Source organism: Ruegeria sp. ABV4_181 (genome assembly GCF_056158465.1).
The window spans coordinates 293,529-310,993 of sequence record NZ_JBSWTI010000006.1; the positions used below are offsets into that span (position 1 = coordinate 293,529).

Below are 17,465 nucleotides of genomic sequence, written 5' to 3' on the forward strand. Positions count from 1 at the left end.
GAGGGACGAACCATGTCGAAGCAAATCCTCAGGTCCCGCGAAGTGTTGCTGACCGGCGCGATCGTTCTTCTTCTTGCAATCATCTCGTCCCGGTTCCCGGCTTTCATTACACCATCTAATCTTGCGAACGTTTTCAATGACACTGCACCATTGATCCTTTTGGCCATCGGTCAGATGATCGTGATCCTGACGCGGTGCATCGATTTAAGTGTTGCCGCCAATCTCGCCCTCACAGGCATGGTCGTTTCCATGATCAATGTCGCTGTGCCTGGGCTACCGGTGCCGGTGATCATAGTCATCTCAGTTGTGTTTGGCGCGCTGCTCGGGATGGTGAATGGTGTCCTTGTCTGGAAGCTGGCGATCCCCCCAATCGTTGTCACCCTGGGCACGATGACGATTTTCCGCGGCACTATCTTCCTGCTTTCCGAGGGGAAGTGGATCAACGCACACGAGTTCAGCGATCCATTCAAGGCGTTCCCTCGAACCGAGCTTCTCGGGCTGCCACTGATGAGCTGGATCGCCATCGCCGCCGTTGTTGTTTTCTCGATCGTCATGTCGCGAACCACCCTTGGCCGAGCGTTCTATGCCGCTGGTGGAAACCCACATGCGGCGACGTATGCCGGCATCGACGTGGGTCGCACACAGTTCTGGGCGTTCACGATATCGGGGGCGCTTGCGGGTTTGACCGGTTACCTGTGGGTGTCGCGCTTTGCGGTCGCCTTCGTCGACCTCGCAGGAGGGTTCGAACTCAGTGTCGTTGCCGCCTGTGTGATTGGGGGCGTTGCCATCATGGGCGGCATCGGCACGGTTGTCGGAGCAATGCTTGGCGCGTTATTTCTGGGCATTATCAGTAACGCATTGCCGGTCGTGAACATCTCGCCCTTCTGGCAACTGGCGATCTCCGGCAGCGCAATCATTATCGCGGTTGCTCTCAATGCGCAGGCAAACCGCGAGAAGGGCCGGATCATCCTCAAGCGCGCAGAGCATGCCACATGACCGACACCACACGCTTCATTCCGGATCGCTTACAATCGCCGCTGGAACGGCGCCTGAAAAGCTGGGAGACACTGCTTCTGGCTGTCGCCATCGCGATCTTCGTCGTGAACAGCTTCACATCGCCCTATTTCCTGAACGCTTGGAACCTGAGCGATATGACCTTCAATTTCACGGAAAAAGCGATGATCGCCTTTGCAATGGCGCTGTTGATCATAGCAGGCGAGATCGACCTTTCCGTGGCCTCAATCATTGCGCTCGCGTCCACGGCGATGGGCGCCGCCGCGCAGATCGGCGTGGGTACTTCAGGGCTTGTGCTGATCGGGCTGGGTGTCGGCCTGATCTGCGGGGCGTTCAACGGATTTCTCGTCACAAAAATGAGGCTGCCATCCATTGTTGTGACCATCGGCACGATGAGCCTGTTTCGCGGGATCAGTTATATCGTTCTCGGGGATCAGGCCTATCGCGGTTACCCGTCAGATTTCTCTTTCTTCGGACAGGGTTATGTATTTTGGGTGATCTCTTTCGAGTTCGTGCTGTTCGCGATTATCGCCCTGATCTACTTCGTAATTCTGCACAAGACGAACTTCGGGCGGGCGGTCTATGCCATCGGAAACAATCCGATCGGTGCCGAGTTCTCGGGCATCCGCGTCGCCCGTGTGAAGTTCATCCTGTTCCTTCTCACCGGGCTCATGTCCGGTGTGGCAGCAATTTGTCTGACTTCACGGCTGGCCTCTACGCGTCCGTCCATCGCGTTTGGCTGGGAGCTCGAAATTGTCACCATGGTGGTTCTTGGCGGAGTGAGCATTCTCGGAGGCTCGGGCTCGATCCCCGGTGTTGTGATCGCGGCCTTCGTTATGGGGCTCGTCACCTTCGGGCTTGGCCTTCTCAACGTGCCGGGCATCGTCATGTCCATCGTCATCGGCCTTCTGCTGATCGGGGTCATTGCATTGCCTCGCCTGTGGGAAAAGTGGAGGACATGATGGAAAAATACGCGTTCAAGATGCGCCTTAATCCCGGGGCAAACGACGAATACAAAAAACGGCATGACGAGATATGGCCGGAACTTATGGCACTTCTGAGGGAGGCAGGTGTAACGGACTACTCCATCCACCTCGACGAGGAGACAAATTTCCTGTTCGGTGTTCTCTGGCGCAGGGACGACCACGGTATGGATGATCTACCATCTCATGAGATCATGAAGAAGTGGTGGGCGCACATGGCCGATATCATGGAAACCCACGACAACAACGAGCCCGTTGCCGTGCCGCTAACCACAGTCTTTCATATGCCATGACCAGCGGGAACATCACTGTTATCGATATTGGCAAGACGAATGCCAAGCTGGCGCTGGTACGTTGTTCAGACCAGTCCGAGATCTCTGTAATCACGCGGCCGAACGCGGCCCTGCCAGGCCCACGCTATCCGCATTTCGATGTTGAAGGGCATTGGCGGTTCATTTTGGACGGGCTCGCATCGTTCGATACCGAGCACGGTATAGCAGCAATCACGATCACAACGCATGGCGCAGCCGGCGCACTCCTTGCCAAGGATGGATCGCTGGCAGCCCCCATCCTCGACTATGAACACACAGGTCCGGACGATCTTGCGAGCGAGTACAATGCGATCCGGCCGCCATTTGCAGAAACTGGGTCGCCCCGATTGTCGATGGGTCTGAACCTCGGTGCGCAACTCCATTGGCAGTTCACGAACGACCCATCACTCCGAAAACGGGTTTCCGATATCGTGACCTACCCGCAATTCTGGGCGCATCGCCTGTCGGGCGTCCTTGCTACGGAGGTGACGTCGCTGGGGTGTCACACGGATCTTTGGAACCCCTTTCAGCATCGGTTTTCTTCCTTGCCGGAGACGCTCGGGATCGCTGAAAAGATCGCACCGCCTCGCAAGCCCGGTGACGTTCTCGGGACCATCACACCAGAGGTCGCCCAGCGAACGGGGTTGTCTGCAGAGACACCCGTATTCTGCGGCATCCACGACTCCAATGCCTCGCTATTGTCGCATCTTGTCATGCGAAAGCCGCCCTTCAGCGTGGTTTCGACCGGCACCTGGGTGATCGCAATGGCGGTTGGTGGCAAACCCGTCGTCCTCGACCCCGCACTCGACACGCTGGTCAACGTCAACGCCTTTGGAGATGCGGTGCCATCAGCGCGCTTCATGGGTGGGCGAGAACACGATCTTGCTCTCGGTGGACCGGCTGTTCAGGCTAAGGCCTCTGATATGCTTGAGGTGCTGAGCAACGGCTGCATGCTTTTGCCTGCTGTGGTATCAGAGACAGGTCCGTTCGCCGGGCACCAAACGCATTGGCTTGGTGGGGATCCACCAAAAGGGTCGGGCCAACGGAGTGCTGCAGTCGGCTTTTACCTCGCTTTGGTCACGTCTCATTGTCTTGACCTAGTAGGCCATAGAGGCCCTGTGATCGTTGAAGGGCCGTTCGCACGGAATGCAGCGTACCTTAAGATGCTCGGAGTGGCTACGTCCTCTCCTGTCGTCCCGACAGAAAGCTCGACGGGAACGAGTCAGGGAGCAGCTCTGCTCGTGGCGCCCAGTGAAGGTCAACGACACCAGATACCCGCGCTTCCAGTCCCTGACAAACAAGTGAGCAATATGTTTTCGCGTTATGCAGCCGAGTGGAAAAGAACCTTAACTAAAGTTTGATCGGACGGCGTCTGCGGGATCGCAACGAACCATGGAGACAGCGCAGCACTGACCGAACAACAAGTCACGTTGTCTTCATCGGCCCTTTCCCACCGTTACTCACTTCACTCAGTTTCTGAGGTTGCAGCCCGCTTTCCTACCTTTCACTGCAACGCCAAATATGCTGATGGATCGGCACGATGAACTCGGACATAATGGACCTATTTCGCCAAATGCTACGGTTGCACAAGGCTCAAGGAAATCGCCCGAAGCTTTAGCGGCACAAAGTGTGGAACGTCTCGGATTTTCGACTCGTGCGGCGGCGAAAACCACCGAAAACGGGCGGATTTGATTCCTGATCCTCGCCCGACTGCTACATACAGATTCTAAACTCTTTGGTTTTATTGACTCTTGCCAATCTAATGAAGGCGGCCGGTTCTGAAACCCCCTCCCAATTGGTATCAGATCGATTTACCAAACAATCCCCCAGCAAAGAGTGACCGGGAAGTCGCTGGCGATGCAGGGCCCGGTACGTTCAACCCCCGTCGGCCAGCATCCATTTGCCTTCCGGCCAGAAGGCGTGGAATGCAAAGGCGAACATGACATCATGGGCGATATCCTGTCCCGATGCGTTACGCACCCGGACGGAGCCTACATCGCGCCCTTTGGCGATGCGACCGGTGTCGAGCGCCGAGGCCTGCCCCGCGCGCCAGGTGAGCGTTATCCCGGCCTCAGAGATCTCACCCTCTGCGCTCAGCCTCTCCAGAGGCCAGGCTTTGTCGCCGACACGGACCAAGCGCGCCAGTGGGCTGATACCATGGGGCGGGTTTTCACCAGAATAGAGAAAAGGCCGCGACAAGGTGTCGTAGCCGCGATAAGGGTTGCGCCCATAGTCGCGATTATAGGCCGGTTCCTTCATCACCAGCCCATCCGGGTTACGGCTGCTGAACTCCTCCCAGCTTTCCATCCAAGTGGGCAGGGCCTTGAGTTCGGTGCCTGTCAGATCGCCGACGATGGCCCGGCCGATGGCCTGCTGCCACCAGCTTTCAGTTTCGCGGTCATACATCACCATGTCGGAATGGCGCAGCTTGCCTGTGACGCCGAATGTGAGCGTGCCCGCAGCGGTGCGACGATCGAAGCTCATGCCGGAATTGCACAAAGGGCAATAGGTGACGGCCACCGGGATTCCGCCGACCCTGTCATTCACAATCTCGTGCCATATCAGATAGCGTATTGGATAGGCTCGCGGCTCGGCCCCGTCGATCTCAAGCGTGATCACCGGCTCGCGTTTGCCCAGTCTCGTTTCGTCAGAGGTGCGCAAGAAATTGGGATCGCTGATCGCAGGGATTCCGTCCTTGGGCGGGCCGCCGGACTGAATCTCGGACCAATCCGTGACCGCACTGCGGCTGAAATTGGTCTGCGGCCACTCAAGTTTCCAGCGATCAGGGCTGGCGAGCGCTGTACCGGCGACGAAGAGAAAGGCGAACAGGACAAGACGGCGCATCGGCATCTCCGGTCGGTGGATGCGCAATCCTGACGGCTGGACACCTGTCTGCATAGGGCTGGCACAAGAATGTGAAGAGAATTCATGCCTCCGGTATCGGATTGCTCCCTCGGGGCGTCGGCAAACCAGGGTGGAGGCGAGAGCCGGGGTTCCGGCCAGGACCTGCACAACATGGTTCACTGTACCCCAAAACCGGCAAGGCGCCAGCAACGCAAGGCCCGATCAGGTCGTAAAATCTACGCTGCCTGTCCTTATCATGGGCCACGTTTGGAACTGCCACCTCCGCTTCGTGATAGCGGATAGTATCGATTTTGAGCCCTGACCAGGACGCGGCTTCTGAAACACTCACAAAGGATGCCCTCCAAGCTCCATGGCTGTACCGGCCTCAAGTAACTCATCGTCGAGAGAAAACTTGGAGAAACGGCTCATAGCATGCGTAATTGAGCGCCCCTGACCAGAGGTCGAGCTCCCGATAGGATCACAGCAGATCTGTGAACATGGGAGATTTTGAATGGAGTATTTTGCGGGCTTGGATGTTTCGCTGCGGTCCTTCCCTATTTGTGTTGTCGACGGCAAGGGCACGGTTCTGCATGAGCGAGAGCAGCCTTGTGAGATTGAGGAGATCGCCGGATATCTAACTGCGCTACGCTTTCCGTTTGAGCGTGTTGGCTTTGAACCCGGCACATAAAGTCAACATTCGTATTACGGTTTGAAAGCGGAAGGGTTTGAAGTTGTCCGCAGGGAAGCGCGTCAGGTGAATACCGCCCTATCGGCGATGCGTAACAAGACGGATCGGAACGATGTTCGTGGCGTAGCCCAAATCCTGCGGACGGGTTGGTTCAGCCCCGTTCATATGAAAAGCCGGGAGGCGCACGGTGTTCGTGCACTTCTGAGCACGCGGAGACAAAACCACTCGGCCGGACCAACTCTGGCAGACCGACTTCACCTACGTAAAGGTCATCGGCTGAGGCTGGTTCTATCTGTCGACCATCCTCGATGATTTCAGCCGCTATATCATCGCAGGAAGCTCTGCAGGACGATGAAGGCCAGTGATGTCACCGATACGCTGGACCTGGCCTTGCAGGCCTCGGACTGTGCCCAGGTGACCGTCTTCCACAAGCCACGGCTGCTCAGCGATAACGGGTCCAGCTACATCTCTGGTGAACTTGCTGAATGGCTGGAAGATCAGGAAAAAGATCATGTCCGAGACGTGCCATATCACCCACAGACCCAAGGCAAGATCGAGCGCTGGCACCAGACTCTCAAGAACCGCATTTTATCGGAAAACTACTATATGCCCGGTGACCTTCAGCAGCAGATCGACGCCTTTGTCGGTTATTACAACCACCGGTGCTATCACGAGAGCCTGCAAAACAGCACCCCAGCCGATGTCTACTTCGAGCGCGGCCACACCCTTTTGAAACAACGAGAAAGGATTAATCGGAAGGCACTCGAAACCCGGCGCTTGCTTCACCGCAAATCCGCCGCATAATCAGACCAATCGGATGAGCCACATCCTCTCTTAGATCAAAGCGCCATTTGTCCCAAAATCCCTGACAACGGACAAACATCGCGCCCGATGCAGATTCGATCTGATGGCATCTGTGGTGTTGATGCTGCTATGGCTTATCGCAAGAACATCAACCAAATGATCTAAACCTTGCGGTTTTTCGGATTGTTTTAGGGATTTTCCCGGTGAAGCCATTGATCGGAAAACTGCCAAGGTCAGCTTCGTTCCGGTCTGAGTTTTCCGATGAAGCTGCGGCGAAATTACGGATTCAGCTCAGGCCACGTTGACGCCCGCTGCGTGGCAGCGGTAGGTCTGCCGCAACCGCGAAGGGCTGCTGCTTCAGCGAAGTGCCAAGATCCAAGGTCGCCTTTGCCCGCAGACTTTGAATTCAACTAGCCCTCAATTTTGCCCCTGCAGCGAACGGTAGGTACGGCGGGCGGCAGAGAGCCCATTTTGATGATTTCTGCTTTGCCGCTAATTGCAAGAAAGTCTAACCTTCCGCGGTTTCGATCTTCCACGCTTCAAGAAGTTTGGGAAGCGCAACGTTCCAATCCAAAACACCCGTCTTCTGCGCCCAACTTTCGTATTGCTTGATTAGCTTCGCTTCTAATTTGGCATTGCTGCCCCGCAAATTCGTCAGCTCTGTTCGGTCCGCTTCGATATCGTAGAGCTCCCAATCCCGACCGTGCTGCCTGACAAGTTTGAAGTGTCCTAGCCTGATTGCGGAATTGCCCTCATGTTCAAAAAAGATAGGTTCTTCTCGGACCCAATCCTTGCCGCGAAAGACGTCCATCAACGATTGGCCTTGCATGGGCTGAATTGCGTGACCACCCACTTCGGTTTGGTAGGCACATCCCGTGGCCTCCAGAATGGTGGGCAGGATGTCAACAACGTGACAGGCCGCATGCGCGTTGGATGCCGGTACAATCCCTTTTGGCCAATGGGCAATCAGCGGGGTCGAGATACCGCCCTCATGGACATAATGCTTAAACAGCCGAAACGGCGCATTCGAGACATTCGCCCATGGTTTGTCATAGCTTTGATACGTCAGAGCATCGCCCGGCATCACGTCCGGGCGGTTTCCCATTGTAATTTGCCGCCCATCCTGCGTCGTGTCGGGAAAGAACTTGGCCCATCCGTCTTCGGCCATGAACTCCGCGCAACCACCGTTGTCAGACAAAAACATGATCAACGTGTTTTCGAACTGACCCATGCGTTTCAACTCTGCAACCAATCTGCCGATGGATTGATCCATGCGGTCCACCATGGCCGCATAAGTCGCCATTTTGCGTGCCTCCCAATCGGTGTTTTCCTCACTGGCCCATGGATGCACATCGGCGTCGCGAGGTGAAATGTCCCAATTCATTTGAAACACACCCATCCCGTTCATTCTTTCATGTCGGGCTGTGCGCGTCGCATCCCAGCCCTTGGAATACACGCCGTCATAGCGCGCGATATCTTCTGGATGGGCATGCAAGGGCCAATGCGGTGCGGTGTGCGCGAGGTAAAGAAAGAATGGCTGATTGTCTGGTGTTTCTTCGATCATCCCTATGGCTTTGTCGGTGATTGCATCTGTGAAATAGAAATCATCCGGGAAGGTTTCGACACGGCTGTCATCTTCAAGCATGTAGTGGGGCGAGAAGAAATGTGTGACCCCGTCAACAATCCCGTAGAACCGATCGAACCCGCGCTGACGTGGTGTTGGATGCTCCAGATCTCCGACGCGCCAACTGTCGACCTCTCTGGCCATGAAATCCCCGGCAACATGCCATTTGCCTGACATAAGGGTCCGGTAACCGTTTGCTCTCAGATGTTCCGCAATCGTGGCGCTGTCGTTGCGCAGAAACCCCTGATAAGCGGGCGTACCAAGATTGGCACCCATATGACCGACGCCCGCATCATGCGGATAAAGCCCGGTCAAAAGGGAGGCACGCGTCGGACAACATCTGGCGCAGTTGTACATTGAAGTCAGCAGCACGCCATTGCGTGCGAGCGAGTCGAGGTTCGGGGTGCGTATTTCTGATCCGGTGACCCCCAAATCTGCAAAGCCCATGTCATCGGCCAAGATTAAAATGACGTTCGGCCGACTTTTGACTTCCATGCTGGGACTCCGTCTATGAGTTTGAGCAAACCTTTACAGTTCAAGTGATCTTGTCACGAAAAAAGTGTGTAGGTTCATGCTGAAAGTTTGCAAAGACGCTGAGGTGAGTGCGCCAAAAGCAGCCGCTGATGCCCGAAAATCTAACTTGGTACCCGCGATGCGTGAGTTCATGCAGCTCTCGACTTCGGATCTGCAGCGAACGGCAGGATTGCCGGGCCGAAAAGCAGCATCGCAGGTCTACGCTGGATGTCTCCTTTGGGCCGCTCAAGTCTTGGTGGATCGCAACGTGCGATTTTGCCATTGGAGTGTCGGCTAGTGCCGTCAACCCCCGCCATGCATGAAGGAGACAAAGGCGTCCTTGTAGTCCGGATGAAAGCGACGGAGCGCGGGGCGATTGTTAATCATGTCCATAAAACTCCAAGCAATGTGTTTTTCGTCGATCAACTCGTTCAGTAAAACCTGGAGGCATGGTAAACTTAACAGCACGGCAACAACACGGTCTGTGTTCTACGCACCCGGATTGGTGTCACTGTGCTTTTGATTTTGGACGCAGAAAAAAGAGGCTTCCACCTTGGCTGCGTAGCCTCCATTCTCGGATTTACACAGGCCTTTACTTCCCGCGGTGGCAATACACCGAACCCTCAAGACAGCAATACGAACGGCGCCAGGGCGCAGGGCAGGCCGGCTGAGTCGGGGCCGCCTTCGGCGATCACCCAGAGCATATAGGGCCCCGGGGGCGCCACTGCTCCATTGGGCGGCGCGGTGACAGTCAGTTCGTCATCGCCCCGGCTGAATTCCAGCCCGACATAGCGCTGGTCGCCGTCCCAGGCGTGGGTGACCGAGCCGCAGCGCATCAGCGCCACGCGTTCAATCCGGTCGGCACGCGTGCAGTGGACCGAGAAGGTATCGCCGTAGCCGATCGTTCCCGGCGCTTGCAGGATTTCGGGCCGGGAGGTGCTGTGGAACCAGGGAGGTGTGTAGGTTTCGAGCGCGAACTCTTTGACCGAATCCCCGCCCGAGCTGCCGTTGATGTTCGACCCGGCCGTCATCACCCGGCCGTTGGGCAGCAGGAGCGCCACGGAATGGTAGTTGCGGGTAATGCCTGCCTCGGCCGTCGTGACCCAATTTTCGTCCTCAAAGGTGATGCGCCCTGTATCCCAGTCGATCCCGGGCGTGTAAATTTCGGCTGCGTGCACCGCAGCGGTATCGGGCAGGCCGGCATCCGCATTCTCATTGATCCCACCCGAAAACAGGACCTGGCCGGTAGGCAACAGCGTGGCGATGCCGTGCCGGCGTTTGGGCGGGATCTGCGGCCATTCGGGTGGCGGGATATCGGGCCAGTCGCGCGGCGGTGTCTCCTGCCATGCAGGAGCTTCGGTGGCGTCGCTGGTGCCGATACTGAGGCGACGGGGCCCGGAATTTCCCATGAACAGTACATGCGCGGCGTAGTTGCCGTCTTCATCCGGCAGAAGCGGCAGCAGCACCGCAGTGTGGTTGGTTTCGGCATAGGTGCCCCCATGGGTGGGCCCGTCGATGAACGGACCGGTGGGCAGACCGGTTTCAATGTCATACCAGCGGCAGTTGCCGTCATTCGGCGAGGCCATGAACACTCGGCCTTCCGGGACGACAAACATGCGCGGATAGTACAGGTAATTCCACCGTCTGTTGGGATCTTGCACTGGCCCGTCTTCGGTTTCCACAACCGGGCGTGTCTGCCCTTCGGGAAATTCGAAGAGTTCGATCAGATTGCCGTCCACATCGAGGATCGGTTCGCCCAGTTCGTCGTCGCCTTCGGGGTCTTCGCGTTCGACCGGGACATCCTGCCAGTTGACGTAAATCCAATGGCCGGGCTGATAGGTCCAGTTGTCATCGGCGGGATTGTATGTTTCGGGCAGCCAGGCGCCGTGGCGGCCATCGGACAGTCGTGGATGCCCGCCAACGGCAAGCACGCGCCCGTCCGGCAATGTCAGCAGCGTGGGATACCAGCGCCCGCCGCCGCGTTCCTGATCCTGATCGGGTTGGAACAACATGTCCGCCGCTGCGGTCCAGGTTCCGTCATTGTTGTAAATTGCGCATTCGATTGCGCCGCTCCAGTGATCGCGCGGCTGCCCGTGCATGTCGACATGCGGGTCGGGGTCCGGCATCCCACCTTCGCCTTCGTCATCCGGCGGGGTCGGCCTGAGGTTCCAGTGTTCGGTCCCGCCGCCGACCAGCAGACGGCCATCCGCCAGAAAGGCGTGGCCGCAGCAGAACACATCCGCTTCGGGCGAGTTGATGCTGATTATGCGATTGTTGCGCACGTCATAGATGCGGGTGTTCAGGAAATCGTCATTCTCGGCCATGCTGGGGTCATGCTCGTCCCCGCCCATCATCAGCACCTGCCCTTCGTGACTATGCGGGACCAGAGCGGCATGGATCGCGAAAATCTCGGTGCTGTCGAGCGCAACCTCCCACGGTGAGAGGTCGAGCTCTTCGATATTGTCGAGATTGTTTTCTTCCGTGGTATCGGCCTGCGAACGCAAATACGGCCCGTCGGGGTCGTTCACCACCTGTATGGGACGCATGACGCCCGTGGCGGATTCGATGAGGTAACGGTGCCGGTCCTCAAGAATGTCCTGAATGGCCCAGTTTGCGTCGCGCTGTTGCCAGTCCGAGGATGGGTTGCCGATTGCGATGATGTTGCCGTCAGCGTTGCGGGCAGCACGGGTAACTGTGCGATCTGCCAATTTACCTCTCCCAATGCGTGAATTCGAATGCCCTAAGGTACCACATATGGGCGTATTTCTGAATTTCGGCAGGGCGCAGAGGGTGCAGTTGGCGGGGTTTTGCTTTCGGCGTGTATCTAAGTCAGAACCGCTTTCAACTGTTTCGGTCGAAGGCGGTTCATCGTGAAACGGCGCAGGTTGTCGTTGTAGATGTGACGACTTTGACAGGAGTTTTGCGTGATTTCTGATTTCGAGACACAGTCATGGGGGACGAAAGGAACCTGACAAGGCCATCTAACGCCTCCCCCGTTGTGCCTCCACCCGTTCGAAGCGCACGGCTTTGACATGGAGCACCAAAGAGGTTCGGGATAAACACAGAATCCACAATGCAATCATCAAAGGGATCGCTGCAATGCTTGCGAACGAAGCCTGAAAGGACATGGTGCTGACCAGCGCACCGGCCACGATTGGGCCGGCGATCTTGCCCGCGTTCCGGATCGCGCCGATGCTGCCGAAGGCCAGGCCGAGGTGCTGCGACGGTGTTGCGCCGGAGACAAGCGATAACGTCGCCGGGCCGAACGCGCCCTGACCTGCGCCGATGAAAATCGCTGCCGTCAGCATTGCGAAACGCGTCGGGCCTATAGCCGACAGCACCAACAACCCTGCGGCGAGGGCTCCGAGACCGAGCAGAAGCGGCAAAACCGGACGGGTCCGATCGGCGAGCCGGCCCATCGGCGGGCGTAACAATGCATTTGCAATCTCCTGAATCGCGAGGAATGTGCCTATCGCAATAGGCTGGTGACCGGCCACAAGAGCCATGACCGGCATGAACGCCCTGACAGCATAGATCGCAACGTATGTCGTGCCCTCGATCAAAGCCAGGACAATGAGGGGGCGGCTGGACGCGATGGAATGCACCGCGCCGGTCAGCGACCATTTTCCGGGGCTTGCGACGTGATCTGCATTTTTCAGATACAGAGTAGGAATGAACGCCAATGCTGAAAGAAAACAGGTTGCGGCATAGATCATTTCCGGTGCTGCGAACGTTAACGCGACACCACCGATAAGCGGGCCAAGGATGTAGGCCGCGGTGCGAGCCAATCCGAACCAGCCAAAGGCTTCGGCCGCCTTTTCGCTGCGCCAGGCGGCGACATAGGCCATGGTCACCGGGCCATAGATCGCGGTCGCGAGCCCGTGCACAAGCCGCAAAACAAACAGATCAGAGGGGTGTTCGACAAACAGATAGAGGCACGGGATAACTGTGAACAGAGCGGTTCCTGTCAGCAGCCAGATCCACCGCCCGCGATAATCCGACAGCAACCCAAAAAGCGGCTTGATAAACAGCCCGGTTGCGGTCGATACCGATATGATGGCGCCGAGCAGCAATGGCGAGGCACCAAGACCATGTGCAAAGACAGGCAGCACTGGCGCTTTGCCGATCTGATAACTTGTCCGCACTATTAGGTCGGCGAGGAACAGAGCCACAAGCGCCGACCCACCGGTCGTGACCTTGTTTCCGGGCAACAAAATTAACCTCGGCCTGTGTCGTCAAGTGACCGCCGGGTCGGACTGCGACCGCGAACAAGCAAACGCCGGCCAAATCCGAAGGCGCACAAACCCAGAACCAATATTATGATTGCCAGGATAAACACGCTCATGATCAACATGGCGACAACTGCCCCAACCAGAAATGCCGAAAGAAGCACCGCGAGCCCGGGCGATAGAGTAAGCAACGACCCATAACTGGGACGCTGGTGCTTCACCGGCATTGTGCCTTGGTAACGTGTGATCGGTCGGCGATGGGTCAACAGGATTTCCCCGCCTTGATCATGTCACTCAACTCTTGCCCGGCCCAACACTTCAGGGCCGAGTGCAATGTGCGTTTCAAGTGACCGGTTACAAAGATCGACACCTTTTTGTTGTCTGGATCGTCGGTCTTGACCACAAGCTTGCAACAAGCTGAGTTGTTGCAGGTCGGCGTGTATTTCACGATCAGATCCAGACAAGAGCCGGGCTTAACCGTCGCCGGGAACGGATTGCTGACGATCTTGAAGTTGAGACACTTCTGGTCGCAGTGCCGCTTTTTCTTGCTGTGTTTGTCATCACCGTCGTCCTGGCATCCACAGTCACACCCGCAATTACAATCGCATCCGCAACTATCACAGTGAGAGAGCTCTTCGCAGCGGCTGGGTTGCTTGAAGCCCACCTTGGTCACATGTAGATCGCAATCGCCGGTGTTGCAGATTGCAAATGTGGTCAGGGCGTGCGTACCCAGTTCGACTCCGCCAAAGCACCCCGTTCCTGTGATCTTCAGCCTACCACTTGGGGCCATCCCGGTGAGATCGATGCTTGCCGGGCTCATCGGGTCGTCGCTGACCACCGTGATCGTACCTGCTTTCGCGCCGAAAGAGGTCGGCTGGAACCGAATGGTCACCGGCAAAGCAGCCCCCGAAGCAATGACGATCGGGAAGGTCAGGACCTGTGGCACGATGAATTCTGCCGAATTCGACGAGATTGCAGTGATCGTCAGCGGGCATTTGCCGCTGTTGGACAGCACCAACGGCTTGTCGCTAAAATGATCAACACAAACTTTTCCGAAATCACCATCATCGGCGAAGGACAGGACCAGCCGCGGAGGCGGCGCAGTTCCGCAAACTTCAAGCTGCGCCGGGCTATCCAGATCGTTGCTGCTGACTGTGATCACCGCCAGGTCACTGCCAAACGCCGTTGGCTGATAGCGCAGCGGCAATACCATGCTGGCACCTGGCGCGATCTTCAGGGGGAAGGACACAGTGTTGGGCACAAAGAATACCGGCGCAGAAGACACAATACCGCTGACCAGAAGCGGGCAGAGGCCGGAATTGTTGATCACAAGCCCCTGATCGCGGAACTTGCCAACGCATACCTCACCAAAATCGCCGCTATCGGCAATCGACAGCTCGGCTTTAGCGGTGCCGCCTTCGCCGCTTGCAAGCAGATCCACGGTTGGCGACTCCGCGTCGTTGCTTGCGATCCGGATGGTTGCCAGATCCGCTGCGCCTGGCGCCGAAGGCGTATAGGTCAGCGTGAAATCGACCTCTCCTCCGGGAGCGATCGACAGGGGCGTCGATGGGAAGGCTTCGATACTGAACGCGGTCGAGCCAAGGATACGCTGCACGCTTTTTATGATCAGGTCGTCGGTGCCGACATTGAACACCTGCAATGTCAGCGACACCGGGCCTTCGCAGACCGTTCCAAACTCGAACCTGTCCTCAAGGTTTACGGCAATGACCGGACCTTCGGGCGCGGCAAATTCGAAGACGCCACGCCCATAGGTTGCCGCACGCAACACGTTTGATCCGCGCCCGACAACGATATCGGTCACCGGAGCGTTGGGGAAATGCAGGTCGTCCAGAACGTACCATGTATTGCCCCGATCCACTGAGCGCAGCACGCCCAGGTCGCAGCCTGCATAGATTGTCGACGGTGTCTCGTCCCCGTCCAGTGCAATGGCGCCGAACGGCACGTTTACATCGGGCGATATATCGGCCCATTGGGTGCCGCCAATCGTAGTGCGAAAAACGTGGCCAGGCGCGCCAACCGTAGCGAAACCGCCAAGCACACTGAAGATCGCCGTCTCATCGTTGGGATCAAAGGCCGACCGGGTGACATTTCGACCCGGCAGGTTCCGTGTGATATTGGCGAAAGTGACGCCATTCGGAAGGCCAACCGTCGCCGCCATGGCGTTGGTCGACACGAAGACCTGCCCACCGGCGGAAACGACCACGTTGTTACCGTTGGTCGGCGACACAGCGATCCGTGGCGTAATAAAGCCCGAGGCGATCGGAAAGATCGTACGCCAGGTGACGCCGCCATCTAGGCTCTGCCAGATATTTGCGTTGCTTGCGACGTAAAAGATCCCGTCATTGCCAGGATCGGCGGCAAGGCTGGCCAAATAAAAGGCGTCTTCAGCGCTGCCTGCTGCCCACGGCGTCACATCGTTGTTGCTGCCGCCATCATCGGTTGATCGGCGCACCCGAGTGGCGGGGTTCCCGCCGTTGCGCGTGAACAGCATGCGATCTGCGGTCACACCGTCATAGACGATGTCCCAGCCATCGGCCCCACCGATTGATGTCCACCCAAGCGCGCCGTCGGTGCGCTTGTGCCCATTGTCCTGAAAGCCCGCGACGGTCACGTCGCCCGTGGCTCCGGGTTTGATGTCCATGTTGTAGATCAGCGTCGTTTGGAAGCCGCCGGAATTCAGAGCTGTCCAGGAGGCGCCGTCATCCGTCGATCGGAATATACCACCGTCATTGCCGCAATAGATCGTGGTCGCCGCCGGCGCTGGCGGCTGAAAAAAGCCCCAGGCATGGGTATCGGCATGCAGACCGTTCGAAACATTGGAGAAGTTTGCACCGGAATCAGCCGAGCGAACCTGGTTTTGCGTGCCCCAGTACAAGATGTCGTTGGCACCATCCCCGGGCGAAGCCGGATCAACCGCAAGCGTCATACAATAGCCTGCAAAGGTCGTTGCGGCGGCAGCGCCCGCTGCGGCCTGCTGAGTCCATGTCGCACCTTGGTCCGTGCTCATGAACAGACCGATCGGATCGGGGTTGGAGCCGCGAACGTTATGCGCAATGACGGCATAGATCACCTGGATGCCACCCGCTGCGGGCGGCGACGCCGGTGGCGCAAGCCGCGCAAGGACCTGACCCATTACCACACCGCCACCCAGAACGGCCGCTACCGCCGGGGTGGCTGCCGTCATGACCGGTGCCCAGTTGGCACCGCCATCGGTGGACTGGAATACGCCCTGACGGCTCATGCCCGAATAAAGTATGCGTGCACCGGCCGGTGAGGTGGTGTCCAGCTCCAGCGAGCGGGCGTCAAAATTCGCGGTCCCGGTACCCTGAACCCAGTTCTGGCCGCCATCATTCGAGACCCAGACACCACGGTTCGTCGCGGCATAGAGGATCTGCGAATTTGCCGGATCAACGATGATCGAATTGACATTGCGGTTCGCGAAATCATCTGCGTTACCATCGTTGCCCTCGGGGTAACCCGAACCGAGCAGAATCCAGCTCGACCCACCGTCAGAAGATTTGAAAATGCCAACCCTCTGCTGAACCGAGACCGCACCTCTCGTGCTTGTGCCGACATAGATCACATCGGTGTCCCCCGGATCGATGGCCACGCAATTGGGCTCTCCGATCGCCAGGCACAGCTCTTCGTCAAAAAGGGCCAGCCAGTTGTCACCGCCGTCACCGGTTTTCCAGACGCCGCCGTCGGCAGTACCGACATAGACGATGTCCGGATCGCTGGGATGCGTCGCTATTGATGTGATCAGACCGTTATCTTCGCGCCCGCCCGTGATCGGGCTTGGGCCGATGGGTTTCCAAACTGTTCCCGGTATCATTTCTTGCCCTCCGCTCCGCCGCTGGTATCGCCGCTATCTTCCTCTTCGTCCTTAGGAGGGGCGGGAGGGATGAAAGCAGGCTTGCCACGGATGGCACCTGGAAGTTTTTTGAATTGTTGGGCAGCACGGGCATAGGCCTGTGAGGAGGGCGTTTCACCCCCTTCGAGCCGATGCTTCAAAAAGGCTTCGTGAACATCGAGGTTTTCAGGCACTTCGCCGATTGGTTCATCATCACCACCGCCGCCGCCATATCCCCGGCCGTTCCCACCACCGGAACCGCCCGAGCCCTTTTTACCTGGTTTTCGTGTCTTTGGTTTCGTCGATTTGGAATTCGCCATTACCAGATGCTCCTCTGAAACTGAGGTCCTGAATAACGAGCGACACTGTCCGGTTTCCGTTTGGCCGACACTAAAGTATCAGTATCACGAGACCTGCCAGATGTTTGAGGTCACTTCGATTTGTTGGGGCCAGCCTTCGAAAATTGCTGTCACTCATCAACTTGAACGCGCGCAGATCAAGTCTGCGCGTAAAAGAATTAGGACTAAAAAATATGGTGAAATGGTACCATCCGGCCCTGATTCCGTCAAACGGCTCATTATGAA

Annotated in this window: 11 protein-coding genes and 1 pseudogene; 6 read left to right on the forward strand and 6 right to left on the reverse strand. The window is 57.5% G+C overall.

From position 1 onward, the window contains the following. The first annotated feature begins 12 nt into the window (after positions 1 to 12). From ACXAC3_RS20850 to ACXAC3_RS20865, 4 genes are read left to right on the forward strand one after another with little or no spacing between them, the layout of a single operon-like run. A complete protein-coding gene (locus ACXAC3_RS20850; RefSeq protein ID WP_475164465.1) occupies positions 13 to 996 on the forward strand; it encodes an ABC transporter permease in 984 nt (327 codons plus the stop codon). Next, the gene (locus ACXAC3_RS20855; RefSeq protein ID WP_475164470.1) at positions 993 to 1,976 is read left to right on the forward strand and encodes an ABC transporter permease; all 984 of its coding nucleotides are present in this window, start codon (positions 993 to 995) and stop codon (positions 1,974 to 1,976) included. Before ACXAC3_RS20850 ends, ACXAC3_RS20855 begins: the two co-directional genes overlap by 4 nt. Further along, positions 1,976 to 2,290 carry an L-rhamnose mutarotase gene (gene rhaM / locus ACXAC3_RS20860; RefSeq protein ID WP_475164472.1) on the forward strand — a complete coding sequence of 105 codons (315 nt, stop codon included), beginning with the start codon at positions 1,976 to 1,978 and terminating at the stop codon, positions 2,288 to 2,290. Before ACXAC3_RS20855 ends, rhaM begins: the two co-directional genes overlap by 1 nt. Next, positions 2,287 to 3,669, forward strand: a complete 1,383-nt coding sequence (locus ACXAC3_RS20865) for an FGGY-family carbohydrate kinase (RefSeq protein WP_475164475.1) — start codon at positions 2,287 to 2,289, stop codon at positions 3,667 to 3,669. Before rhaM ends, ACXAC3_RS20865 begins: the two co-directional genes overlap by 4 nt. 514 nt (positions 3,670 to 4,183) lie before the next feature. Here the strand turns inward: ACXAC3_RS20865 and ACXAC3_RS20870 are convergent. Continuing rightward, complete coding sequence (locus ACXAC3_RS20870) at positions 4,184 to 5,152, reverse strand: DUF3179 domain-containing protein (protein WP_475164477.1); 969 nt, start codon at positions 5,150 to 5,152, stop codon at positions 4,184 to 4,186. A 511-nt stretch (positions 5,153 to 5,663) separates the two neighbouring features. Between ACXAC3_RS20870 and ACXAC3_RS20875 the strand changes: the two genes are divergently transcribed. Together ACXAC3_RS20875 and ACXAC3_RS20880 are read left to right on the forward strand one after the other, a co-directional pair. Further along, on the forward strand, positions 5,664 to 5,840 hold the full coding sequence (locus ACXAC3_RS20875; protein ID WP_475164480.1) for a hypothetical protein: 177 nt from the start codon (positions 5,664 to 5,666) through the stop codon (positions 5,838 to 5,840). A gap of 214 nt (positions 5,841 to 6,054) precedes the next feature. Beyond that, positions 6,055 to 6,644 (forward strand): annotated as a pseudogene (locus ACXAC3_RS20880) (transposase); the annotation flags it as partial. 508 nt (positions 6,645 to 7,152) lie between these two features. Here ACXAC3_RS20880 and ACXAC3_RS20885 read toward each other — a convergent pair. The 5 genes from ACXAC3_RS20885 to ACXAC3_RS20905 form a co-directional block, all read right to left on the reverse strand. Beyond that, positions 7,153 to 8,763, reverse strand: a complete 1,611-nt coding sequence (locus ACXAC3_RS20885) for an arylsulfatase (protein WP_475164482.1) — start codon at positions 8,761 to 8,763, stop codon at positions 7,153 to 7,155. Positions 8,764 to 9,404: 641 nt separating this feature from the next. Further along, positions 9,405 to 11,489, reverse strand: a complete 2,085-nt coding sequence (locus ACXAC3_RS20890; protein ID WP_475164485.1) for a galactose oxidase-like domain-containing protein — start codon at positions 11,487 to 11,489, stop codon at positions 9,405 to 9,407. Between the two features lie 273 nt (positions 11,490 to 11,762). Further along, positions 11,763 to 12,953, reverse strand: a complete 1,191-nt coding sequence (locus ACXAC3_RS20895) for an MFS transporter (protein WP_475164487.1) — start codon at positions 12,951 to 12,953, stop codon at positions 11,763 to 11,765. 319 nt (positions 12,954 to 13,272) lie between these two features. Further along, positions 13,273 to 16,863, reverse strand: a complete 3,591-nt coding sequence (locus ACXAC3_RS20900) for a choice-of-anchor D domain-containing protein (protein WP_475164488.1) — start codon at positions 16,861 to 16,863, stop codon at positions 13,273 to 13,275. Next, positions 16,860 to 17,201, reverse strand: coding sequence for a hypothetical protein (locus ACXAC3_RS20905; RefSeq protein WP_475164491.1), 342 nt, complete (start codon positions 17,199 to 17,201; stop codon positions 16,860 to 16,862). Before ACXAC3_RS20905 ends, ACXAC3_RS20900 begins: the two co-directional genes overlap by 4 nt. Between the last annotated feature and the right edge of the window lie 264 nt (positions 17,202 to 17,465).

Bases quoted from the DNA above. Each gene is read 5' to 3' on its own strand.
- ACXAC3_RS20870 (WP_475164477.1), bottom strand. From the start codon at position 5,152: ATGCGCCGTCTTGTCCTGTTCGCCTTTCTCTTCGTCGCCGGTACAGCG.
- ACXAC3_RS20905 (WP_475164491.1), bottom strand. From the start codon at position 17,201: ATGGCGAATTCCAAATCGACGAAACCAAAGACACGAAAACCAGGTAAA.
- ACXAC3_RS20855 (WP_475164470.1), top strand. From the start codon at position 993: ATGACCGACACCACACGCTTCATTCCGGATCGCTTACAATCGCCGCTG.
- ACXAC3_RS20850 (WP_475164465.1), top strand. From the start codon at position 13: ATGTCGAAGCAAATCCTCAGGTCCCGCGAAGTGTTGCTGACCGGCGCG.
- rhaM (WP_475164472.1), top strand. From the start codon at position 1,976: ATGGAAAAATACGCGTTCAAGATGCGCCTTAATCCCGGGGCAAACGAC.
- ACXAC3_RS20885 (WP_475164482.1), bottom strand. From the start codon at position 8,763: ATGGAAGTCAAAAGTCGGCCGAACGTCATTTTAATCTTGGCCGATGAC.
- ACXAC3_RS20900 (WP_475164488.1), bottom strand. From the start codon at position 16,863: ATGATACCGGGAACAGTTTGGAAACCCATCGGCCCAAGCCCGATCACG.
- ACXAC3_RS20875 (WP_475164480.1), top strand. From the start codon at position 5,664: ATGGAGTATTTTGCGGGCTTGGATGTTTCGCTGCGGTCCTTCCCTATT.
- ACXAC3_RS20865 (WP_475164475.1), top strand. From the start codon at position 2,287: ATGACCAGCGGGAACATCACTGTTATCGATATTGGCAAGACGAATGCC.